Source organism: Gammaproteobacteria bacterium, from assembly GCA_013817245.1.
GTDB lineage: Bacteria > Pseudomonadota > Gammaproteobacteria > HTCC5015 > HTCC5015 > JACDDA01.
Genome location: JACDDA010000009.1, coordinates 17,501 through 38,043 on the forward strand (window position 1 = coordinate 17,501; position 20,543 = coordinate 38,043).

23 protein-coding genes and 2 rRNA genes (1 of these 25 cut by a window edge) are annotated in these 20,543 nt (G+C 45.0%); 9 read left to right on the forward strand and 16 right to left on the reverse strand.

The genetic code is table 11. From position 1 onward, the window contains the following. The 3 genes from H0W44_10235 to H0W44_10245 all read left to right on the forward strand — a co-directional run. Nucleotides 1-2,702 (forward strand): 23S ribosomal RNA (locus H0W44_10235) (it extends 214 nt beyond the left edge of the window). A gap of 84 nt (nucleotides 2,703-2,786) precedes the next feature. Next, nucleotides 2,787-2,902: ribosomal RNA gene (gene rrf / locus H0W44_10240) — 5S ribosomal RNA — on the forward strand. Between the two features lie 101 nt (nucleotides 2,903-3,003). Beyond that, on the forward strand, nucleotides 3,004-4,323 hold the full coding sequence (locus tag H0W44_10245; GenBank protein ID MBA3582814.1) for a YihY/virulence factor BrkB family protein: 1,320 nt from the start codon (nucleotides 3,004-3,006) through the stop codon (nucleotides 4,321-4,323). 58 nt (nucleotides 4,324-4,381) lie between these two features. Here the strand turns inward: H0W44_10245 and rpmG are convergent, their stop codons facing one another. After that, nucleotides 4,382-4,552, reverse strand: coding sequence for a 50S ribosomal protein L33 (rpmG, locus tag H0W44_10250; GenBank protein ID MBA3582815.1), 171 nt, complete (start codon nucleotides 4,550-4,552; stop codon nucleotides 4,382-4,384). 12 nt (nucleotides 4,553-4,564) lie between these two features. Next, nucleotides 4,565-4,801 carry a 50S ribosomal protein L28 gene (gene rpmB / locus H0W44_10255; protein ID MBA3582816.1) on the reverse strand — a complete coding sequence of 79 codons (237 nt, stop codon included), beginning with the start codon at nucleotides 4,799-4,801 and terminating at the stop codon, nucleotides 4,565-4,567. 211 nt (nucleotides 4,802-5,012) lie between these two features. Between rpmB and folB the strand changes: the two genes are divergently transcribed. After that, on the forward strand, nucleotides 5,013-5,372 hold the full coding sequence (gene folB, locus H0W44_10260) for a dihydroneopterin aldolase (protein MBA3582817.1): 360 nt from the start codon (nucleotides 5,013-5,015) through the stop codon (nucleotides 5,370-5,372). A 6-nt stretch (nucleotides 5,373-5,378) separates the two neighbouring features. On the opposite strand, the gene H0W44_10265 is transcribed toward folB, so the two are convergent. Further along, the gene (locus tag H0W44_10265) at nucleotides 5,379-6,122 is read right to left on the reverse strand and encodes a pteridine reductase (GenBank protein MBA3582818.1); all 744 of its coding nucleotides are present in this window, start codon (nucleotides 6,120-6,122) and stop codon (nucleotides 5,379-5,381) included. 135 nt (nucleotides 6,123-6,257) lie between these two features. On the opposite strand from H0W44_10265, the gene H0W44_10270 reads away from it, so the two are divergent. Then, nucleotides 6,258-7,064: an undecaprenyl-diphosphate phosphatase gene (locus H0W44_10270; GenBank protein ID MBA3582819.1), complete on the forward strand. Its 807-nt coding sequence runs from the start codon at nucleotides 6,258-6,260 to the stop codon at nucleotides 7,062-7,064. After that, the gene (locus tag H0W44_10275) at nucleotides 7,052-7,474 is read left to right on the forward strand and encodes a VanZ family protein (protein ID MBA3582820.1); all 423 of its coding nucleotides are present in this window, start codon (nucleotides 7,052-7,054) and stop codon (nucleotides 7,472-7,474) included. Before H0W44_10270 ends, H0W44_10275 begins: the two co-directional genes overlap by 13 nt. Here H0W44_10275 and cca read toward each other — a convergent pair. Both cca and H0W44_10285 read right to left on the reverse strand, forming a co-directional pair. Then, nucleotides 7,471-8,604, reverse strand: a complete 1,134-nt coding sequence (gene cca / locus H0W44_10280) for a multifunctional CCA tRNA nucleotidyl transferase/2'3'-cyclic phosphodiesterase/2'nucleotidase/phosphatase (protein MBA3582821.1) — start codon at nucleotides 8,602-8,604, stop codon at nucleotides 7,471-7,473. The genes H0W44_10275 and cca overlap by 4 nt on opposite strands. Nucleotides 8,605-8,654: 50 nt before the next feature. Next, nucleotides 8,655-9,662: an NAD-dependent epimerase gene (locus H0W44_10285; GenBank protein MBA3582822.1), complete on the reverse strand. Its 1,008-nt coding sequence runs from the start codon at nucleotides 9,660-9,662 to the stop codon at nucleotides 8,655-8,657. 310 nt (nucleotides 9,663-9,972) lie between these two features. On the opposite strand from H0W44_10285, the gene trxA reads away from it, so the two are divergent. Together trxA and rho are read left to right on the forward strand one after the other, a co-directional pair. Continuing rightward, the gene (gene trxA / locus H0W44_10290; GenBank protein MBA3582823.1) at nucleotides 9,973-10,299 is read left to right on the forward strand and encodes a thioredoxin TrxA; all 327 of its coding nucleotides are present in this window, start codon (nucleotides 9,973-9,975) and stop codon (nucleotides 10,297-10,299) included. Between the two features lie 210 nt (nucleotides 10,300-10,509). Continuing rightward, nucleotides 10,510-11,766, forward strand: a complete 1,257-nt coding sequence (gene rho / locus H0W44_10295) for a transcription termination factor Rho (GenBank protein MBA3582824.1) — start codon at nucleotides 10,510-10,512, stop codon at nucleotides 11,764-11,766. Between the two features lie 52 nt (nucleotides 11,767-11,818). On the opposite strand, the gene purD is transcribed toward rho, so the two are convergent. From purD to H0W44_10325, 6 genes are all read right to left on the reverse strand, one after another. Continuing rightward, complete coding sequence (gene purD / locus H0W44_10300) at nucleotides 11,819-13,096, reverse strand: phosphoribosylamine--glycine ligase (protein ID MBA3582825.1); 1,278 nt, start codon at nucleotides 13,094-13,096, stop codon at nucleotides 11,819-11,821. A 577-nt stretch (nucleotides 13,097-13,673) separates the two neighbouring features. Beyond that, entirely contained in the window at nucleotides 13,674-14,222 is a 549-nt protein-coding gene (locus H0W44_10305) for a hypothetical protein (GenBank protein MBA3582826.1), read from the reverse strand. Beyond that, nucleotides 14,219-15,475 carry an MgtC/SapB family protein gene (locus H0W44_10310; protein ID MBA3582827.1) on the reverse strand — a complete coding sequence of 419 codons (1,257 nt, stop codon included), beginning with the start codon at nucleotides 15,473-15,475 and terminating at the stop codon, nucleotides 14,219-14,221. Before H0W44_10310 ends, H0W44_10305 begins: the two co-directional genes overlap by 4 nt. A gap of 19 nt (nucleotides 15,476-15,494) precedes the next feature. Then, entirely contained in the window at nucleotides 15,495-15,764 is a 270-nt protein-coding gene (locus H0W44_10315) for a BolA/IbaG family iron-sulfur metabolism protein (protein MBA3582828.1), read from the reverse strand. 1 nt (nucleotide 15,765) lies between these two features. Beyond that, on the reverse strand, nucleotides 15,766-16,647 hold the full coding sequence (locus H0W44_10320) for a hypothetical protein (GenBank protein ID MBA3582829.1): 882 nt from the start codon (nucleotides 16,645-16,647) through the stop codon (nucleotides 15,766-15,768). Between the two features lie 4 nt (nucleotides 16,648-16,651). After that, a complete protein-coding gene (locus H0W44_10325; protein ID MBA3582830.1) occupies nucleotides 16,652-17,155 on the reverse strand; it encodes a hypothetical protein in 504 nt (167 codons plus the stop codon). Between the two features lie 131 nt (nucleotides 17,156-17,286). Between H0W44_10325 and H0W44_10330 the strand changes: the two genes are divergently transcribed. Next, nucleotides 17,287-17,781, forward strand: coding sequence for a YchJ family protein (locus tag H0W44_10330; GenBank protein MBA3582831.1), 495 nt, complete (start codon nucleotides 17,287-17,289; stop codon nucleotides 17,779-17,781). A gap of 12 nt (nucleotides 17,782-17,793) precedes the next feature. On the opposite strand, the gene H0W44_10335 is transcribed toward H0W44_10330, so the two are convergent. The 5 genes from H0W44_10335 to mreC are packed head-to-tail and all read right to left on the reverse strand — an operon-like array spanning nucleotide 17,794 to nucleotide 20,532. Further along, on the reverse strand, nucleotides 17,794-18,174 hold the full coding sequence (locus tag H0W44_10335) for a DUF423 domain-containing protein (protein ID MBA3582832.1): 381 nt from the start codon (nucleotides 18,172-18,174) through the stop codon (nucleotides 17,794-17,796). Between the two features lie 9 nt (nucleotides 18,175-18,183). Continuing rightward, on the reverse strand, nucleotides 18,184-18,993 hold the full coding sequence (locus H0W44_10340) for a class I SAM-dependent methyltransferase (GenBank protein ID MBA3582833.1): 810 nt from the start codon (nucleotides 18,991-18,993) through the stop codon (nucleotides 18,184-18,186). An 8-nt stretch (nucleotides 18,994-19,001) separates the two neighbouring features. Beyond that, nucleotides 19,002-19,199, reverse strand: a complete 198-nt coding sequence (locus H0W44_10345; protein MBA3582834.1) for a SlyX family protein — start codon at nucleotides 19,197-19,199, stop codon at nucleotides 19,002-19,004. Further along, nucleotides 19,196-19,696: a rod shape-determining protein MreD gene (mreD, locus tag H0W44_10350; protein ID MBA3582835.1), complete on the reverse strand. Its 501-nt coding sequence runs from the start codon at nucleotides 19,694-19,696 to the stop codon at nucleotides 19,196-19,198. Before mreD ends, H0W44_10345 begins: the two co-directional genes overlap by 4 nt. Continuing rightward, nucleotides 19,693-20,532 (reverse strand): rod shape-determining protein MreC, encoded by an 840-nt coding sequence (gene mreC / locus H0W44_10355; GenBank protein ID MBA3582836.1) that lies wholly within the window; start codon nucleotides 20,530-20,532, stop codon nucleotides 19,693-19,695. Before mreC ends, mreD begins: the two co-directional genes overlap by 4 nt. Nucleotides 20,533-20,543 lie beyond the last annotated feature (11 nt).

The window sequence follows — 20,543 nt, forward strand, 5'->3', positions numbered from 1 at the left end:
CCGGAGGAAAAGAAATCAACCGAGATTCCCTTAGTAGTGGCGAGCGAACGGGGACTAGCCCTTAAGTCTTTTTGTGGTTAACAGAACGGTCTGGAAAGTCCGGCCATAGCAGGTGATAGCCCTGTATGTGAAAACCTAAAAGAGGTGAAAACGAGTAGGGCGGGACACGTGTTATCCTGTCTGAATATGGGGGGACCATCCTCCAAGGCTAAATACTCTCTACCGACCGATAGTGAACTAGTACCGTGAGGGAAAGGCGAAAAGAACCCCGGTTAGGGGAGTGAAATAGAACCTGAAACCGTATGCGTACAAGCAGTGGGAGCCCTTTAGGGGGTGACTGCGTACCTTTTGTATAATGGGTCAGCGACTTACTTTCAGTGGCAAGGTTAACCATTTAGGGGAGCCGTAGGGAAACCGAGTCTTAATAGGGCGATTAGTCGCTGGGAGTAGACCCGAAACCGGACGATCTACCCATGGTCAGGGTGAAGGTGGGGTAATTCCCACTGGAGGCCCGAACCGGGATCTGTTGAAAAAGATTCGGATGAATTGTGGGTAGGAGTGAAAGGCTAAACAAGTTCGGAGATAGCTGGTTCTCCCCGAAAGCTATTTAGGTAGCGCCTCGTGTATCACTCTTGGGGGTAGAGCACTGTTATGGCTAGGGGGTCATCCCGACTTACCAACCCATTGCAAACTCCGAATACCAAGAAGTGCAAGCACGGGAGACACACGGCGGGTGCTAACATCCGTCGTGAAGAGGGAAACAACCCAGACCGCCAGCTAAGGTCCCCAAATCACAGCTCAGTGGGAAACGATGTGGGAAGGCATAGACAGCTAGGAGGTTGGCTTAGAAGCAGCCATCCTTTAAAGAAAGCGTAATAGCTCACTAGTCGAGTCGGCCTGCGCGGAAGATTTAACGGGGCTCAAGCTGTGTACCGAAGCTGCGGATTTACGCGTAAGCGTAAGTGGTAGGGGAGCGTTCTGTAAGCCTGCGAAGGTGCATCGTAAGGTGTGCTGGAGGTATCAGAAGTGCGAATGCTGACATGAGTAACGATAAAGCGGGTGAAAGACCCGCTCGCCGAAAACCCAAGGTTTCCTGCGCAACGTTAATCGGCGCAGGGTTAGTCGGGTCCTAAGGCGAGGCCGAAAGGCGTAGTCGATGGCAAACAGGTTAATATTCCTGTACCTCTTATAACTGCGATGGGGTGACGGAGAAGGCTAAACTATCCGGGCGACGGATGTCCCGGTCCAAGCATGTAGGTAGGCTCTTTAGGTAAATCCGGAGAGCTATTACTGAGGTGTGATGGGGAGCCCTTTATTGGGCGAAGTAGTTGATGCCCCGCTTCCAAGAAAAGCCTCTAAGCTTCAGGTTATAAGGGCCCGTACCCCAAACCGACACAGGTGGGTGAGGAGAGAATCCTAAGGCGCTTGAGAGAACTCGGCTGAAGGAACTAGGCAAAATAGTACCGTAACTTCGGGAGAAGGTACGCCCTCGGTATGTGAAGGTCCTTGCGACTGGAGCGGATGAGGGTTGCAGTGATCAGGTGGCTGCGACTGTTTATTAAAAACACAGCACTCTGCAAACGCGTAAGCGGACGTATAGGGTGTGACGCCTGCCCGGTGCCGGAAGGTTAATTGATGGGGTTAGCGCAAGCGAAGCTCTTGATCGAAGCCCCGGTGAACGGCGGCCGTAACTATAACGGTCCTAAGGTAGCGAAATTCCTTGTCGGGTAAGTTCCGACCTGCACGAATGGCGTAACGATGGCCACACTGTCTCCAGCCGAGACTCAGTGAAATTGAAATCGCTGTGAAGATGCAGTGTACCCGCGGCTAGACGGAAAGACCCCGTGAACCTTTACTATAGCTTTGCACTGAACTTTGAATAAACTTGTGTAGGATAGGTGGGAGGCTTTGAAGCGGTAACGCTAGTTATCGTGGAGCCAACCTTGAAATACCACCCTGGTTTGTTCGGAGTTCTAACCTCGACCCGTAATCCGGGTTAGGGACAGTGCATGGTGGGTAGTTTGACTGGGGCGGTCTCCTCCCAAAGAGTAACGGAGGAGCGCGAAGGTACCCTCAGCGCGGTCGGAAATCGCGCATTGTGTGTAAAGGCATAAGGGTGCTTGACTGCGAGACAGACACGTCGAGCAGGTACGAAAGTAGGTCTTAGTGATCCGGTGGTTCTGTATGGAAGGGCCATCGCTCAACGGATAAAAGGTACTCCGGGGATAACAGGCTGATACTGCCCAAGAGTCCATATCGACGGCAGTGTTTGGCACCTCGATGTCGGCTCATCACATCCTGGGGCTGAAGCAGGTCCCAAGGGTATGGCTGTTCGCCATTTAAAGTGGTACGCGAGCTGGGTTTAGAACGTCGTGAGACAGTTCGGTCCCTATCTACCGTGGGCGTTTGAGATTTGAGGGGATCTGTCCTTAGTACGAGAGGACCGGGATGGACGCACCTCTGGTGTTCCGGTTGTCACGCCAGTGGCACTGCCGGGTAGCTACGTGCGGTCGGGATAACCGCTGAAAGCATCTAAGCGGGAAGCCCACCCCAAGATTAGATCTCACTGGGCCCTTGAGGCCCCTAAAGAGCCGTAGAAGACTACTACGTTGATAGGCTGGGTGTGGAAGTGCAGTAATGCATGTAGCTAACCAGTACTAATTGCTCGTGAGGCTTGATCATATAACACCCAAATAGTTGGGTAATTCAATGCCAACAATAAGCCTAGCAGCTTCCGAATTCGATTGATTAACACGCATAAGCGTTTTCTTCAATCAACCAGCTTTCCTGGCGGCCATAGCGAACGGGAACCACCTGATCCCATTCCGAACTCAGAAGTGAAACTGTTCAGCGCCGATGGTAGTGTGGGGTCTCCCCATGCGAGAGTAGGTCACCGCCAGGATTCAAACCTAAAACCCCGGTTCAAAGCCGGGGTTTTTTTATTTGCATTCATGTTCTAAGTAAAGCAGATTACCTAGTAGTTATATTTACCGTGGAGTTTGCATGAATTTTTCTTCTTATCACCAATTTGCTCGTTTTGTGCGGCGCAAAGAATCTTCCTTAACGTCAAACACACAACGTTTGCTGCAAAAAACCGTGCGTATTTTTTATGCCATTTTTCGGGATGTCCAAAATGGTGAAATTAATTTGCGTGCAACCAGTCTGGCGTTTACTACACTGTTAGCGTTGGTACCATTGTTGGCGGTGAGTTTTTCAGTATTAAAAGCTTTTGGGGCCTATAACGAAATTGAACCTATTTTATTGCATTGGTTAGAGCCAGCGTTTGGGGTGACCGGCGCTGATATTAGCGGTCGTTTAATCGCTTTTGTGAATAATTTAAAAGTAGGTTTGCTAGGTTCGGTTGGTTTTGCCATGTTATTTCTTACGGCGATTTTGTTGGTGCAAAAATTAGAAAGTGCTTTTAATCATATTTGGCAAATTCAGCGCGAGCGTTCATGGTTACGCCGCTTTAGTGATTATTTCAGTATGTTAATTATTGGCCCTGTGCTGCTGTTTAGTTCATTAGGTATTAGCGCAACCGTGCTAAATAGTGATGTAATGCAACACATTTTGAGCGTCCAACCGTTTGGTTATTTATACGGATTTATCGCACAATTACTTCCGTATGTTTTAGCGATTGCCGCGATTACTTTTTCGTATGTGTTCATTCCCAATACAAAAGTGAAATTACGAGCAGCACTTACAGGTGGGATTATCGCGGGTATCGTCTGGCAAAGTGCCAGTTGGGCTTTCGCTGCTTTTGTAGTAAGTTCAGCGCAGTACACGGCGATTTATTCTGGTTTTGCTATTTTAGTGTTATTTGTAATGTGGATTTATCTTAATTGGTGGATTTTATTAACGGGCGCTTCTATTGCCTATTACATACAACATCCCGAATATACGTTGAGTCGTCAACAAAAACCGACCTTGAGTTTGATGCAGGTTGAATATCTGGCTTTGGCAATTATGCAGCGTGTGGGGCAATATTTTTATCAGCAGCATGATGCAGTGAAACTGCAATATTTAGTGAAAGACTTGGAATTGTCAGGCCCGCAAGCTGAATACATGTCGAACTTATTACAACAAACTGGTTTATTGCGTTTAAGTGCGGATGAAAGAGGTTATTTGCCTGGGAAACCTTTGGATACAGTAACAGTTGCTGAAGCATTACATGCGATTCGTAAAACGAATCAAGATCAGGAACTGCCGGTTCATGATGCGGTGGGACAATTGTTGTTATCTATAGAAAAAAATATTACCAAGACAGTTGGCAAGATGACGTTGAAGGATTTGGCATTGCGGGATATTTCGCGGAGTTCATAGGAAAATAGGATTTAGGAAAAGCAGCCATAAAAAAACCGCCTTGAGGCGGTTTTTTTATTTACTTAATTTTAGCTTCTTTGTAGATAACATGTTTGCGTACGACGGGATCGTATTTGCTAAACTCAAATTTATCCGGCGTATTACGCTTGTTCTTGGTAGTCGTGTAGTAATGACCTGTGCCGGCAGTAGACACTAGTTTAATTTTATCGCTTGCACCTTTCTTCGCCATGATTCAGTCCTCTTAAACTTTTTCGCCGCGGGCGCGTAAATCGGCCAGCACGGTATCAATGCCATTTTTATCGATGATGCGCATTGCATTCGCAGAGACACGCAATGAAACCCAACGGTTTTCTGTTTCTACCCAAAAACGATGAGTGTGTAAATTAGGCAAAAAACGACGCTTGGTTCTATTGTTAGCGTGAGAAACATTGTTGCCTGTTTGCGGCTTTTTGCCGGTAACTTGACAGACTCTGGACATGAGTTTTACTCGTGGTATTAAAAACGGGGCGCCAAATAGCGCAAGGGCGCGAATAATAGCGAAAATTACTCATATGAACAAGCCAAATTCCGTGCAAAAGGAAAGGGTTTAGTCATGTTTTGCTGTTAGGTGTCGGCGATCTAGCAGGAAACGATAGCTTGCGGTATGGTGCGTCTCCCTGAACGCTTGCGCCTGAGCTGGAAAAACATATATGGATAAAGTATTTATTGAAGCTCTGCAGCTAGAGACCCTGATTGGGGTTTATGACTGGGAGCGGGAAGCACCTCAATTAATCAGTGTGGATCTGGAGTTAGAAACCGATTTACGCGCTGCTGCTGCGGCGAATCATGTAGAAGCCACCGTTGATTATGATGTGGTGACCGCACGCGTGGTGGCGTTGACGCGAGCCGCGCGCTTTGAATTAATCGAAAGTTTGGCTGAGGCAATTGCGACGCGTTTGCTGGAAGAGTTTCCGATACAGGCGGTAAAAGTGCGTTTGTGTAAACCAGGTGCCGTGCGTGGTGCACGAAATGTAGGCGTGGAAATTGTGCGCCGCCAAGTGCAGGGCTAAATGATGCTACATATATAGACTGCGGCCGCCATCCACCGCAATAATTTGTCCGGTAATGTAGGGCGCATCTACCGCCAAAAACTTCACCGTTTTAGCAATATCAGCAGGCTCACCTGAACGTTCTAAGGCAACCCGCTCAACAATCGAATGTTGGGTCTCGGGCAGCATATCGTTTTCTGGCCAAATAATAGCGCCGGGCGAAACACCATTAACGCGAATCGCAGGCGCTAACTCACGCGCAAGCGATTTTGTCAGGTTAGCCAAACCGGCTTTGGCAGCGTTATAGACGACATGCTTACGCATAGGCCGATCCCAATGGATATCAATAATATTGATGATGCAACCTTGTTGACGCTGCAAAAATGGAGTGGCGGCTTGAGATAAGAATAAAGGCGCTTTTAGATTGGAGCCCATTAAATCCACCCAATCGGCTTCCGTAATGTCGCCTACTAACGTCGGATAAAAAGTCGAAGCATTGTTAACCAATACATCCAAACGCCCCCATGCTGCCGCTGCTTGTTCTGCTAAGCGAGGCAGTTGGGTAGTGTCTAGCAGATCCGCTTGTAATAAATGTACGGAATCAGCGCGTTGTTGGTTGAGTTCCGTTTGCAGGGCGATGGCATCATTATATGAACGATTGTAATGCAGCAGGATATTGAGGCCGGCTTGATGTAAATGGCGCGCAATTTCAGCGCCGATACGGCGCGCACCACCCGTAACAAGTGCACAAGATCGCGAAGAGTTATTCATATCGAGAATGACGTTGAATCATGATGTGAGAAGCGTACTTGAAAAAATCCGCGTCGTCACTTAATGCTCATTTGACGATATCAATAAATCTCGCCATGATCGCCGCTCCTTATTGCGAGCAGAATGATCGCCCTTATGAATATGTGGCATGTAATTGTATTGGCCTTAGTCCAAGGCTTTACCGAATTATTACCAATCTCGAGTTCAGCGCATTTAATTTTGGTTCCCAGTTTTTTAGGTTGGCCTGATCAAGGTTTGGAATTTGACCTAGCGTTGCACACAGGCACGTTATTCGCGGTGCTAACGTATTTTCGCCAAGACGTGAGTAACATGTTATTCACTTGGCTGCGACACTGGTCAGAGCCTAAAGCTCACCCCAACGCTTATTTAATGTGGGTCGTCCTGTTAGCGACAATCCCCGCCGGTATAGCAGGTTTAGTGGGGAAAGATTGGGTAGAAACGCATCTGCGTTCGGAATGGATAATTGCATGCACCTCTTTGGGGTATGGCTTGTTATTAGGTATTGCTTATAGTTGGGGTAAAAAACATACAACGATTACGGCCGCGACCGAAATCACATTAACAGTAGGACTTATTATTGGTTTTGCCCAAGTACTAGCGTTAGTGCCAGGCACTTCGCGATCGGGAATTACTATGACCGCCGCCTTATTTTGTGGGGTTGCGCCTATCTTGGCCGCGAGGTTTTCATTTCTGTTATCTATCCCATTAATTACCGCGTCGAGTTTATTGTTAATTAAAGACTTGCTGGTAAGCCCATTACCTATTGATTGGCTGGCGCTATTGGTGGGATGCATTGTGTCAGCGCTTAGCGCATTTGTGTGTATCCATTGGTTTTTGCAATTATTAACGCGCATTGGCATGTGGCCGTTTGCAATTTATCGTGTACTGCTTGGCATAGGATTATTGTTTTGGTTGATGTAATAAATAAAAAAATACCGCTACACATAGATCCCGCATTACGTTATCCCTATTGTTGGGTATTAGTGGGTATGGCTGGCGTCGTATTATTAGTGGTTGCATCATTGATCAGCTTGCAAGGCGATTTCATGTCGCATCAGCGCGATAAGCTTTACCACTTCTGCGCCTATACGTTGTTAACTGGTTGGTGGCTGCAATTATTTCGGCAGCATTGGCAGCGCGCATCGATTGCGTTGTTATTTGTAGTGTTCGGTGCGTTAATTGAATATTTTCAGAGCCTCACGCCGATGCGTCACATGGACTATGTTGACCTGCTTGCGAATAGTAGTGGTGTGTTGATTGCGTGGGCATGCGTGCGTTATACGCGCATGCAAAATTTACTGCGTTGGCTAGAGCGAAAGACGACAGCTTAAATTTGCGACCAACGATACGTTCTTTTGACTTTGCTAATAACCGCGCAGCGGTGTCGATCCAGTTCTTCTGCTAATGCTAACCCCGATAATTGTTGATTCGCTAAATCGCGCGCATTAACGGCCTGAGCATTACTGCGCGCGGTCATTAAATATTCTATTTGCGGCAATGGTCGTTGTGCTCCGTTTTGCGTGCTGTGCGCCACAGCTGTTGCGGCTACTAAGAATTGTTTAAATCGTGCTTCACGTCGGAAAGCGTCTAAAGATTTTAAGCCTTGTAAAACGTCGGCGGGTGGCAATTCGGTGCACTGCTGAAAAAACATATAGTGTTTAATAGTCAGCTCAATTAATTCGTTTACATTATTTGGCAACTTAAGACGTTGACACAATGTCTGCGTTGACGCGAAATCATTATGAAATAAAAATGCCGCTAAACGTATTTCCACATCGTCACTCATGCGACTAGCGTGCGTTAATGCGGCGTAAGATTCAGGTTTGATTTTTGGCAGAGATAACACGCGCTCTAAAGCGTTACAGTGTTCCAGCACCTCAAAAAACACAGCGGGTGTTGCGGTGCTTAAAGCTTTTGCGCATTCTTGCCAAACACGTTCAGCCACTAAATGATCTACTTCGCCATTTTCAACCATTGTTCGCATGAGATCATACGTGGTGGGCGCAATGCTAAAACCCAGTGATGCAAAACGGGCAGCAAAGCGCGCGATTCGCAATAAACGCACGGGATCTTCGCTAAATGCGGCGGACACATGACGTAAGTATTTATCGGCCAAATCTTTTTGCCCGTTATAAGGATCAATTAACGCGCCGTCACTGTTTTCTGCGATAGCGTTAATCGTTAAATCACGACGTTGCAAATCGGCTTCGAGTGAAACATCAGGTGCAGTGTGAAAAGTGAAGCCGCGATAACCGTGCCCACTTTTGCGTTCGGTGCGTGCCAGCGCATATTCTTCATTGGTTTTGGGATGTAAGAAAACAGGGAAATCTTTGCCAACCGGTTTAAAGCCTTGAGCGATTAATTCAGGGGGCGTCGCACCCACGACCACCCAGTCACGTTCTTTGACCGGTAAACCGAGGAGTTTGTCGCGTACTGCGCCACCGACTAAAAAAATTTCCATTAATATTCCGTATAAATTGTTTTGATTAAGCAACCGAGCATAGTCGATTTTTAAATCTTGTAATATTGTTTATACCATTCCACAAAATGCGCAATGCCAGTTTCAATGGGCGTATTCGGCTGATAATTAAACTCCGCGCGCAAAGCGTCAACATCTGCAAAAGTATCAACCACATCGCCGGCTTGCATGGGTAATAAATTGAGTTGAGCTTTTTTGCCTAGGCATTTTTCAATCGCATTAATAAACGCGAGTAATTCAACCGGCTGATGATTGCCGATATTATAAATACGATAAGGCGCTGCACTGCTAGCAGGATCGGGATGTTGTCCAGTCCATTGTGGGTTGCCAGTCGGAATTTTATCTAAGACACGAATCACGCCTTCGACAATATCATCGATGTAAGTAAAGTCACGTTGATGACGGCCATGGTTAAAAACATCAATCGGTTGTCCGGCTAAAATGTTGCGCGTAAATTTAAACAACGCCATGTCGGGTCGACCCCAAGGACCGTATACCGTAAAAAAGCGCAAACCGACCGTAGGCAATTGATACAAATGACTATAAGTATGCGCCATTAACTCATTGGCTTTTTTAGTAGCCGCGTACAAGCTCACGGGATGGTCAACATTATGGTGCACGGAAAAGGGCAAGTGGGTGTTGGCACCGTAAACAGAGCTACTGGACGCATAGACCAAATTTTCGATTTTATTATGCCGGCAGCATTCTAAAATATTCATAAAGCCAACAATGTTGCTATCAACATACGCGCGCGGATTTTCCAAAGAATAACGCACACCTGCTTGTGCGCCCATGTGCACAACACGTTGTGGTTGATATTGGGTAAAAACATTTTCTAATGCAGCGCGATCTTCTAATCCAGCAATGACATTAGTGTAAGCGGAAAAAGTTTGAAGCTGTGCTAAACGAGCGTGTTTAAGACTTACATCATAGTAGTCATTTAAATTATCAAAGCCGATGACCTCATCGCCGCGTTTTAATAAATATTGGCAAATGGCGGCACCAATAAAACCTGCCGCACCGGTGACTAATACACGCATTTGCGCGCTCCATGGTCTGTGAATGACTATTATCTATAAGCGCAGGCAGTTTAACAGGCTTAAAATGGCAGGCCTATGACGAAAATAGTATTTAGAATTCAAAACCTTAGTATATTGCAACAGAATATTTTTCGATTATTGCAATTACGGGCTTGAAATTGTGCGCGAATATCCCTATAAATACACAACCGCTGCACATGGCGCGTCCCGCACTATCGTCCTACTCCCCCTTTTTTTGAAATGGTCAGAGGCATAGCAGTTGGGTATTGCAATTACCGAACGTTTTACAATCCACGAGAGGCAATAAACGGTGAGTAATAATATCGTCTATATTACCGATGCAACTTTTGAAGAACAGGTTTTAAAAGCCACCCACCCCGTATTGGTGGATTATTGGGCTGAATGGTGTGGTCCTTGCAAAATGATTGCGCCAATTTTAGATGAAATAGCCACTGAGTATGCTGACAAACTTAAAGTCGCTAAGCTCAATATTGATGAAAATCCTGATACACCACCAAAATTTGGAATTCGTGGTATTCCCACGTTGATGTTGTTTAAAAACGGCAATGTGGAAGCGACCAAAGTAGGCGCATTATCAAAGTCGCAATTAACCGCATTCATTGATAGCAACTTATAAATAATATTGCCCGGTCGCTAAAAATCGCCGGGCATTTTTTTGCTCAATCTTATCCTGATATATTCAACGAGTCTTTCCTTCAGACCGTGACGGATATTGATTAAGCCGTTTTAATCACAATAAAAACCACTGAATAATCGATCGGTAACTAACCCCAACTTTTGAACATCACCCTCATTATTATCTTTTTAAGAGTCAAAGCGAAAACCTATGAACTTAACTGAACTGAAGAAAAAACCCGCCGCAGAACTAATTCAAATGGCTGAAGAAATGGGCCTCGAAAATATTGCTCGCAATCGCAAACAAGACATTATTTTTTCGTTGCTCAAATCTAAAGCTAAAAATGGCGATGACATTTTAGGCGATGGCGTATTAGAGATTTTGCAAGATGGCTTTGGTTTTTTACGTTCAGCAGACAGCTCTTATTTAGCGGGCCCGGATGATATTTACGTATCACCGAGTCAGATTCGCCGTTTTAATTTGCGCACAGGCGACACCATTGCGGGCAAAATTCGCCCACCTAAAGATGGCGAACGTTATTTTGCTTTATTGAAAGTTGATCACATTAATTTTGATCAACCAGAAAGCACACGTAATAAAGTATTATTTGAAAACTTAACCCCATTGCATGCGCAAGAGCGTTTTCATTTAGAACGTGGCAATGGCAGCACCGAAGACATTACCGCGCGTATTATTGAAATTGTTTCGCCTATTGGTAAAGGTCAACGTGGTTTGATCGTGTCACCGCCGAAAGCCGGTAAAACCATCATGCTGCAAAATATCGCGCAAAGTATTGCGGCTAATCATCCTGATTCTTATTTGATTGTATTGTTAATTGACGAACGTCCAGAAGAAGTCACCGAAATGAGTCGCATGGTACAAGGCGAAGTCGTGTCGAGTACTTTTGATGAGCCTGCCAGTCGACATGTGCAAGTAGCCGAAATGGTTATTGAAAAAGCTAAACGATTAGTCGAACACAAAAGAGACGTAGTGATTTTGTTAGATTCTATTACGCGCTTAGCGCGTGCGTACAACACGGTTGTGCCGTCGTCCGGCAAAGTGTTAACCGGTGGTGTTGACGCAAATGCTTTACAACGACCTAAGCGTTTTTTTGGTGCCGCGCGTAATATCGAAGAAGGTGGTAGCTTAACCATTATTGCCACGGCGTTAGTGGATACGGGTTCGAAAATGGATGAAGTGATTTACGAAGAATTTAAAGGTACCGGCAACATGGAAATTCATTTGGATAGACGTATTGCTGAGAAACGCGTATTCCCAGCGATCAACATAAATCGTTCAGGCACACGCCGTGAAGAGTTGTTAGTGAAAGCAGATGAACTGCAAAAAATGTGGGTGTTGCGTAAAGTGATGCATTCGATGGATGAATTAGAAGCGATGGAATTCATGCTCAATAAAATGCAAGGTACTAAAACCAATGCCGATTTCTTTGATGCAATGCGTCGTTAAACACTCAAGCTGAAATTTAATCACCTGCGTGTTGCGCGCAGGTGATTTCTAACTAACGTTTTATCGCTTTAAATCCAATATCCGTACGATAATAAACATCAGGCCACTGAATTTTTTTAAGTTGCGCATAAGCATTATCTTGCGCTTGTTTTACATCATCGCCTAATGCCGTCACACATAACACGCGCCCGCCATTAGTGAGCGTTTGGCCGTTTTGATTTTGCGTACCCGCATGAAATACTTTAACGTTGTCCGTGTTTGCTTTATCGAGACCTTGAATCACATCGCCTTTGCGAAATTCATTTGGATAACCACCCGCGGCCATCACTACTCCTAATGCGCAGCGTGTATCCCATTGCGCATCAACTGTATGTAATTTTTTATCTAAGGCCGCTAAACACAGTGCCGTAATGTCAGATTGCAAACGCATCATAATCGGTTGGGTTTCAGGATCACCAAAGCGGCAATTAAATTCTAATACTTTGCATGCGCCATCGTTGCTAATCATCACGCCAGCGTATAAAAATCCCGTATACGGATTTCCTTCTGCAGCCATACCGCGCACCGTAGGTTCAATAACTTCGCGCATGATGCGCGCATGTATTTCAGGGGTTACAACTGGCGCAGGTGAATAGGCGCCCATGCCGCCGGTGTTGGGGCCTAAGTCACCATTGTCACGCGCTTTGTGATCTTGTGACGTCGCCATTGGCAAAATATGTTCACCATCAACCATCACAATAAAGCTCGCTTCTTCGCCGACTAAAAACTCTTCGATAACAACGCGATGTCCTGCTTCACCAAATGCGTTGCCCGCTAACATATCGTGTACCGCAGTTTCCGCAGCTGCAATGTCGTGCGCAACAATCACACCTTTGCCTGCTGCCAAACCATCCGCTTTAACAACAATGGGCGCACCTATTTTTTTTAAATAATTTAGCGCCGGTTCGAGTGCAGTAAAAGTTTGGTATGTCGCAGTAGGAATATTGTGACGCGCTAAAAAATCTTTGCTAAATGCTTTCGAGCCTTCTAATTGTGCTGCTGCTTGGCGTGGGCCGAAAATTTTTAAACTGGCCGCTTGGAATGCATCAACCACGCCGAGCACCAAAGGTATTTCCGGGCCCACAATAGTCAGATCAATTTTTTGTGCTTGTGCAAAGTGCACCAAGCCTTGAATGTCGTCTACCTTTATATCAACGTTTTGAGTTTTAGATTCTTGCGCGCTGCCCGGATTACCCGGTGCAACGTAGACAATATCAACCTGTGTTGACTGCGCAGTTTTCCATGCGAGCGCATGTTCGCGACCGCCACCGCCGATAATAAGAACCTTCATAACAACCTCGGAAATACGTATAGTCAACCATCTGGATGCGGCGCATGTTACCGTTTTGCGCCGAAATTGTCTTGGGTCATTGTTGATCACTCGAGCAAAAGTGAAATACAGGGCGATGTCTTATATTGAAAACAGACTTTAAAACTGTTGTAAATGTGTTCACATGAAGTGGTGCAAAATGCGGGAATGATTTTGCATTCGCTAACCCGGATTACATTCTCGCTACTTGTGCTTTTTATCTAGCACCGTAGGGCGCATTGCGCCGTATGCTAATCATCATAAGTTAATAAGTCCGTGTCATCATTAGGTAGCACAATCACGCAATGCAAATGCTCTGGCAATACCACCTACCCATGAATAATAAAAGAATGGCTTTGTTGCGCCTATGTAACCGACTGACGCAGCAAAGCAATATGCCGCGTCAATAAACCATTATTATTTCGTTGCAATAAATTTACTGTGAAAAAATAGGTGCCGCCTGGTAACCAGGCTCGACGGTAATTGGGCATGATGAATTTCCCTATTCAACGTAGGGCGCAATGCGCTACGCTTATTGCGCCCTACGGCTTAACTGCAATTATTGTGACTTGCTGTTTGATTGTAAGAATCGGATTTTATTAATAATGTTTTCTAGTATTAAATATTCAGTACCTTTTACAGTATCCCAATCGATTCCTAGATTTTGAAATTCAGGGTCGTTTCCTATATCCATGTAAACTTGATAGTTGCTGAGCTTAAATAAAGCCTTATGGGCTTTTTCAAGCAATTCAATATGGTTTTCTATCTTTAAGATAGAAATGATTTTCGGGAAATTATGGGCCAAATCATTTCTATGTTTTCTTAATCCTTGAATTGCTAGTACGTCATCTGAATCAATGGCCTTCATAAAATCACTTAAATATAAAAGGCATGCTTCAAATTCATTTTTGTGCCGAGATAAAACATTTTCCTCATATGACTGAAATGGACTGTTTGGGCTAAAACTAATATCCGCATAAAACATTTTGGTTGGTTTTATGACGAGGCTTTTTATTAACTCAAACGCTAGTAAAATAAAACCTGCATAAGCAAGCGTTTGAGTTAAGCGATCTTCATTTAAGCATTCTAACTTGTTAATCACTGTCACCCCAAGGTCCCCCACAGTGCCACACCACCTAACACACACGCTAATCCCAAAATACTCGCAGTCCATTTTCCAGTATGCCAGCCGCCGATGATGACGGCGAGTGCGGCTTTGACGCCGGTGTTCACAACACACGCGATTAAAATGCCGCGCGCTGCAACCTCGCTGGGCATGTCTTTAAGTGCGGAACCCGCGAGCGATAAACTAATGGCATCGACGTTAGCGATACCCGATAACGCAGCCAGTGCATAAATGCCAGATTCGCCTACCCATTTTTCGGTGATGTGTACTAATAAAAATAATAAAGTGAGTAAGATGCTGTAACCAATAGCGGCATTGAGTTCTAAAGGATTATTCAGTGGTACTTGTGCAGAGGGCGGAATATTTTTTTTGCGTAACAATACAAAGGTCGCGGCAATGGCTGGCACTAACATCAGCACAATGAGCGGCCAGATAATCAATGGCAATAAACTTTTGTTGACGATTAATACTTCTAATAACACGCGCGGCACCATGATAGCTGCGGCCGCGGCGATACCTAAACCGAGCAACACACTTTGTTCCGGTAAACGACGCGCTAAGCGTGAGAAAGCGATAGTAACAGCGGTGGAGGATGCTAAGCCGCCGAGTAATGCGGTGGCTAAAATGCCCGAGCGTGCGCCGAAAATACGCGTTGCAAAATATCCAATGTAGGACAAACCTGCGATTAATAAGACTAAATAACCAATGGTGCGTGGGTTGATTGATTGGAAGGGATCAATATAACGATCAGGTAATAAAGGTAAGACGACGGCGGCAACAATTAATAGTTGTAGTGTGGCGTTTAGTTCATGGTGTTCGAGTTTGCGTAAGGTGCTATGCAATAAAGGTTTGAAGCGTAATAACGCGCTGATCACTACGGCACCCGCGATTGCTTCATGCGCATAACCGGATAATGTGAGCATGCCTAAGGCAAACGTTAGCAATATAGCAATTTCAGTAGTGATGCCCGCTTCGCCAGTTTTGTGTGCGGTTAATATATAAGCAGCAACTACAATCGCCGCTAATGCCGCAAAAGTAACAATGACAACACCCACGCCTAATTGATGACTTAATAAAACACTGATGCCGCCGAGCAAACCAATAAATCCGAAAGTGCGTAAACCGGCGCTACGTGCGCCGCCACCTTGACTATGGCTTTGCCAACTGCGTTCCATGCCGATCATGAGGCCGATCACTAAGGCGATGGCGAGATTTTTAATTAATTCCAAATCCATGGATATTCCTCAGTGTTTATTATGAACGCGGTAAAGTTGCGTAGGGTGTGTTTTGAAATTCTTCGGGCGTATAGGTCTTAATGGTTAAGGCGTGTAATTGCCCGCTATTAATATAAGTATTTAACACGGCATAAATTTGTTTGTGTCGCTGCAAGGTATTTTTGCCAGCAAAGTGTTCACTGACAACAACGGTTTCATATTTATAACCATCGCCGCTGACGTAAATTGCAGCTTCTGGTAATTGTTGTTTAAGTGCATGTTCAATAACTTGATTGCTTACAGGTTCCATATTAATTCCGTATTGAGGGTTCAGGTGCTGACGAGAGTTCGACGATTTCTTCTACGCCGATATAGTTTTCGATAACCGGCATTAACGCAGTGAGTTGATTATGCAAGGCCGGACTGTGTAACAGTTCGCGATCTAAACCTTCGGTCCAACCGTAAATGCTTTGTGCAAGTTCGCTGGCTGTGTGCACATGATGACGGATGTCGTGCAGTATTTTGTAGTATTCGCTTTGTGTGGGGAACACATTCAACGAGCGGAAGCATTGATTGAGCGCATCAATGACAGGTTGTGCGTCAGCATCCAAATTAAAATCATCGTGTTGGTAGGCGTGAATACTATCGGAAGCGCTCCGCACCCACACTTTTAAGCTGTGTTTTTGTAACGAGTGATAAAGTGGTTCTTCAGCGATTAAAAATAAGAAAAAGTTTTTGCGGTGTGCATAAAAACTCACGTCATTATAATTCCATTGGCGTTCAATCAGGAATTTATAAAGCCGAATGTGTTCTTTGAAATCAGCAATTTGTAATTGATCAAGAATTAATACCGTAGGCTCAGCTTCGCTGAGCGCGCACGCATCGCTCATGATTTTATCTAAGGCTTTTATAGGTAAAACAGGGCGCGCGTCACTTTCGTCATCTTCTTTAATGACGATGGGTGCCGCTGTTTCGATTTCGGCTTGTGCGAAATCATGATACAAAATATGGTTAATTGTTAAAGCATGCGCGAGTGCATTTGCAAAAGCAGTTTTACGTCGGCCGGATTCGCCTTCGATATTGAGACAACGAATATCATTTCCCGGTGCGGCGTGTAAACAGCGCACGATGTAATCGTAATGTTCGTTAGATTCAAAACCGTGTTCGGCCATGCGTTGTTGCAAACTACTCATATTATTACCAGCGATGTTTATTCCAGTGTTCGGGATTGGCCCAATGTTTAGAGTTTAGCCAATCAGGGACGGTTTTGTAGTGCGAGATATTAAATTCATAAATGTTATGGCTCGCGGTGTTGATGCCGCTTAAACCTAAACTGAGCAAGCGTGTTGTCCATGCGTGTTGATCCGCGTTGACAGACAAGGCGACTAATAATTGTCGACAAGCACGATCGCGTAGATGCGCAATGAGCGTATTGACGAGGTCGCTTGCGTATAAATCCAAATCTAAGATCATCGCTAAATCGTAAATTTCAGGAGCCGTAGTTGGCCAATGATTGAGCGGGTCATTGTGCTGCAAAATCACGGTATTGGCAGGTAAACGCAGCACGGTACGTAAATGGGTTTCGTCTGGCGTATTACTCGTATTACTTAGGTGGGGTGTAAGTAGCAGGGTTTGCAAGGGCGTATCGGATGCGGTAATAGCATCTAAAACGTTTTGCAGTTCGACGATAGGTAAGCTCATGGTTTGATAATATCACGGCCACTATTTAAATCAGTCGCTTATGCCTCATTAAGATCTATGGGAGGCTAGATATGCGCAGGCGAAATCCTGATAATGACGCACTTTGTTCGCTGACCCATTGAGTGTTTATTATGCAAAATTGTCCCTGTAATAGCGGTTTGTCTTATCAAGCTTGTTGCGAGCCGTTTATCACGGGCGCGAAATATGCGCCAACCGCCGAAGCGTTAATGCGAGCGCGTTATTCTGCCTATGCAGTAGGCAATATTGATTTTGTTGTTAGCAGCTACGATAAATCCACTCGACGTGAATTTGATACGGACGCCGCTAAACAATGGTCGCAACAAGCGCAGTGGCAAGGTTTAGAAATCATTACTACTAGCGAAGGCTTGGCAACAGATGAACAGGGCCAAGTAGAATTTAAAGCTCGGTACAGTGTTGATGGTAAAGATTGCGTATTGCACGAAATTAGCGAATTTATTAAACGCGATAAACAATGGTTTTATCTTGACGGTAAATTGCCCGACATAAAACAGTATCGGCGTGACGCGCCTAAGTTAGGCCGTAATGATCCTTGTAGCTGCGGCAGTAATAAAAAGTATAAAAAATGTTGTGGCCTCGCCGCATAGTAGTAGGAAAATTTAAATCGCTTGGCGCCAAATCGCCAGTGATAATAAAATCCAACCGATAATAAATGCCACGCCACCTAGCGGTGTAATTGCGCCTAACCAGCGCACACTGCTCAGGGCAAGCGCATATAAACTTCCCGAAAAAATTAGCACACCTACGAAGAAGCTCAGACCACTGCTTTTTAACACAGTATTGTGCGGCCATTGCAGCATTAAAATGCCAATCGCAAGTAATGCGAGCGCATGATAAAACTGATATTCAACGGCCGTGTGATACACGCGTAATAAATCGGCCGACAATTTGTTTTTTAAAGCGTGCGCACCAAATGCGCCTAATACCACGGCTAGTAAATTAAACACTGCGCCTGCTAATAAGAAAAATTTCGCGTTCATATTTGTCCTTTATTGATCGGTAAAATGATGAGGAAAATAAATATCATAACGAGTGGTTTTGCCAGGAATTTGTGCGTGAGGTTTTAGGTCGGCAAGTGCGGGTGCTTCGTTAGGTCGTTTGACAACCACGCGCTGCACTGTTGTGCGAATAGCATGGCGCAGTAATAGTGCTGCATCGGGATCATCGCCCACCAACGCGCGTGCGACACGCATTTCTTTTTTAACCAAGGCGGATTTTTTTCGACCTGGATACATAGGGTCTATATAAATCGCGTGTACTCGTTCGACGTTGGGCGCATGTTGTAAATAGTCAATGCTGTTGGTGTGAATGATACGCATGTTGGTGGTGATAGCATTTAATGCGGCTTCGGCGCGTGCGCGATTCAAACCATCTTGTAATAACGCCGCTAAAATTGGCGAGCGTTCTAATAAAGTTACTTCGCAAGCTAAACTCGCTAATACAAATGCGTCACGACCTAAACCTGCGGTGGCATCAATAATATGCGGGTGTTGTAAACCTTTTAAGCCGATGGCGCGTGCTAATGCTTGTTGACGGCCTTCATGTTGGCGACGAAAGCCGGCTTTGCCTTCTACAAAATCTACATACACTGCTCCGCCGATGGCATCCGCGCGGTTGTCGCGCAGTTCTAAACGTTGTTTAGTTAGCATTAATAAAAAATCGGCCGACAGATTTTCTGTCGCAAGGCTTAATGGAATATTCCATTGTTGATCCCATTGTGAATGTAGGCGCAGCGCATGTTCTTGTAGCGAGGAATCTTCGTAGCAGAGGACAACTTGATTGTCCGAGAAGGGGAGCATATGCGAATCTAATAATGTGGTGGGCGATAATGCGCAGGATCAATATCGTTTTCGCCAACTTGTTGTAAGCGTGTGGTGAGATGGTTGATTTGTTGCTGGAGTTTATCAATAGCCGTTTGTTGAGTAATGATGATTTTATTTAAGTCTTCTTGAGTTGCTTCAAGATACGCTAATTTGATTTCGATTTCGGTTAGCGTAGTGGTCATAGCGACACACTTTGGCGCGGGCCAAAACGACGTTGCGTATCAAGCAAAATAGTAAATAACCATGGCCATAATAAGCCGCCAAAAAAGCTCGGCAAGAAATAAACCCACAAAGAACCGGGTGCGCGGTTCGTAATGCCGTAAATCCATAACAATACTAATTGTTTGATTAACAGAATCACTCCGACAATGAGGCCTTGTTGTAAAAGAGGGTAAGCGCGAATGATGTGGTGATAACGCAACATTAAATAACACGCGATTAATATACCTAAGGCGTGTTGTCCTAATAATGTGCCGAGGGCCACGTCGACAATTAAACCATATATAAATGCTAGACCTAAACCAATTTCATTGGGCGCTAACATGCACCAAAATAATAATGTCAGCGTTACCCATTCGGGACGACACACATGCGCCCAATACGGCAGAGGTGTCAGCATCAGCATGAGTGCAATTAGCAAACTAATATTCGCTAACCATACATGACTGCTGCGATTCATAAGCTTTCTCCGGTTTGTGGCCAGACGGCTAATACTTCACGGCTACTATTTAAGTGAGCAGTGGGTTTGGCGGTGACTTTAGCAAACGGTTGACCGCGAATAATTTCAATCTTGGAAATGGTGGCGACCGGATAGTTGGGTGGGAAACGACCATCGAGTCCGGATGAAATTAATAAATCATTCACATGAATGTCAGTGTTCGTAGGAATGTGTAATAAATTTAGGGTGTCTGAGCCACCCGTACCTTGCAAAATAGCGCGTAAACCGTTGCGATTAATTTGCACAGGAATTTCATGGCTGGGATCAGAAATGAGTAAAACGGTGGATGAGTATTCGGTTGCGGCGATGACTTGGCCAATGATGCCATAGGCATCCACTATCGGTTGGCCAATAAAAATTTTATTGCGTTGGCCTCTATTTAAAATAATTTGTTGTTTGTAAATATCTTGGTCAACCGAAATAATTTCTGCGGCTAAAATATTTTCACCGACTTGTTTAGATGAACGCAGTAATTCACGTAAGCGCGCATTTTCAGCTTGTAAGCCAGCGAGCTTAAGCACTTGGTATTGAAGTAATAAACGTTCGTCATGAAGGGCACGTTTTTCGTTGAGCAACGTATTGTGCAAGCTAAATACTTCGCTGGACCAGCGCCACACACGACCGGGCACTGAGACAGTGTATTGCAAAGGATAAACTAACCAAGCAGTAGCAGAGTTACGCGCTTCGCGTAATGCATCGTTGCGATTATCAATCGTCATTAAAACAATTGCCGCCACCGAAAAGATAACGAGACGGAAGTTGTAGTTATTAGTATTTTGTTGAAACAGTGGTTGCATATTAGTGACTC

Excerpts from the sequence above, each read along its gene's own strand:
- H0W44_10325 (MBA3582830.1), bottom strand. The coding sequence starts at position 17,155 with ATGAGCTTACCTATCGTCGAACTGCAAAACGTTTTAGATGCTATTACC.
- H0W44_10345 (MBA3582834.1), bottom strand. The coding sequence starts at position 19,199 with ATGACCACTACGCTAACCGAAATCGAAATCAAATTAGCGTATCTTGAA.
- H0W44_10265 (MBA3582818.1), bottom strand. The coding sequence starts at position 6,122 with ATGAATAACTCTTCGCGATCTTGTGCACTTGTTACGGGTGGTGCGCGC.
- cca (MBA3582821.1), bottom strand. The coding sequence starts at position 8,604 with ATGGAAATTTTTTTAGTCGGTGGCGCAGTACGCGACAAACTCCTCGGT.
- purD (MBA3582825.1), bottom strand. The coding sequence starts at position 13,096 with ATGAAGGTTCTTATTATCGGCGGTGGCGGTCGCGAACATGCGCTCGCA.
- rpmG (MBA3582815.1), bottom strand. The coding sequence starts at position 4,552 with ATGGCGAAGAAAGGTGCAAGCGATAAAATTAAACTAGTGTCTACTGCC.
- H0W44_10330 (MBA3582831.1), top strand. The coding sequence starts at position 17,287 with ATGCAAAATTGTCCCTGTAATAGCGGTTTGTCTTATCAAGCTTGTTGC.
- H0W44_10315 (MBA3582828.1), bottom strand. The coding sequence starts at position 15,764 with ATGGAACCTGTAAGCAATCAAGTTATTGAACATGCACTTAAACAACAA.
- folB (MBA3582817.1), top strand. The coding sequence starts at position 5,013 with ATGGATAAAGTATTTATTGAAGCTCTGCAGCTAGAGACCCTGATTGGG.
- H0W44_10335 (MBA3582832.1), bottom strand. The coding sequence starts at position 18,174 with ATGAACGCGAAATTTTTCTTATTAGCAGGCGCAGTGTTTAATTTACTA.
- mreC (MBA3582836.1), bottom strand. The coding sequence starts at position 20,532 with ATGCAACCACTGTTTCAACAAAATACTAATAACTACAACTTCCGTCTC.
- H0W44_10320 (MBA3582829.1), bottom strand. The coding sequence starts at position 16,647 with ATGAGTAGTTTGCAACAACGCATGGCCGAACACGGTTTTGAATCTAAC.
- H0W44_10245 (MBA3582814.1), top strand. The coding sequence starts at position 3,004 with ATGAATTTTTCTTCTTATCACCAATTTGCTCGTTTTGTGCGGCGCAAA.
- mreD (MBA3582835.1), bottom strand. The coding sequence starts at position 19,696 with ATGAATCGCAGCAGTCATGTATGGTTAGCGAATATTAGTTTGCTAATT.
- H0W44_10285 (MBA3582822.1), bottom strand. The coding sequence starts at position 9,662 with ATGCGTGTATTAGTCACCGGTGCGGCAGGTTTTATTGGTGCCGCCATT.
- H0W44_10270 (MBA3582819.1), top strand. The coding sequence starts at position 6,258 with ATGAATATGTGGCATGTAATTGTATTGGCCTTAGTCCAAGGCTTTACC.
- H0W44_10310 (MBA3582827.1), bottom strand. The coding sequence starts at position 15,475 with ATGGATTTGGAATTAATTAAAAATCTCGCCATCGCCTTAGTGATCGGC.
- rho (MBA3582824.1), top strand. The coding sequence starts at position 10,510 with ATGAACTTAACTGAACTGAAGAAAAAACCCGCCGCAGAACTAATTCAA.
- rpmB (MBA3582816.1), bottom strand. The coding sequence starts at position 4,801 with ATGTCCAGAGTCTGTCAAGTTACCGGCAAAAAGCCGCAAACAGGCAAC.
- H0W44_10340 (MBA3582833.1), bottom strand. The coding sequence starts at position 18,993 with ATGCTCCCCTTCTCGGACAATCAAGTTGTCCTCTGCTACGAAGATTCC.